This is a genomic window from Mesorhizobium sp. M7A.F.Ca.CA.002.05.1.1, assembly GCF_003998335.1.
Taxonomy (GTDB): Bacteria; Pseudomonadota; Alphaproteobacteria; order Rhizobiales; family Rhizobiaceae; genus Mesorhizobium.
Genome location: NZ_RZQI01001665.1, coordinates 1 through 430 on the forward strand (window position 1 = coordinate 1; position 430 = coordinate 430).

At 64.0% G+C, this 430-nt stretch carries 1 protein-coding gene; it reads left to right on the forward strand.

Features of this window, described 5'->3' with window-relative positions; genetic code table 11:
• On the forward strand, window positions 1-430 hold a 430-nt coding region (locus EN939_RS37675; RefSeq protein ID WP_164751670.1), incomplete at both ends, for an NAD(P)/FAD-dependent oxidoreductase.

Consider the following 430-nt stretch of genomic DNA (forward strand, 5'->3'; position numbering starts at 1 on the left):
GATCCAGCCTGCGCATTCGCCTGCCGCCTTCGAGAAGGTCAAGTCACGTGCCGGGCAATGGGCACAGCTTGGCCGGCCGGCAGTCACATTGGATCGGCAGGAAATCGAAGCCCTGACGGGCGTGCCGGGCTATGCCGGCGGCTGGATGGATCGTTGCGGCGGCGTGCTCAATCCGGTCGCCTATGCGCGCGGGCTTGCCGATGCGGCGGAGAAAGCCGGCGCGAAGGTCTTCGAGCAGACGCGCGTCGCCTCGGTTGATCGCATAGCCGATGGCTGGATGCTGAAAACCCCATCTGGCTCAGTACGCGCCGGCAAGGTGCTGATCGCCACCAACGCCTATGGCTGGTCCCTCAATCCGTCATTGCAGCGAACCTATTTCCCGCTGAAAGTCTTCCAGATCGCGACAGCGCCATTGCCCCGTGAAGTACGC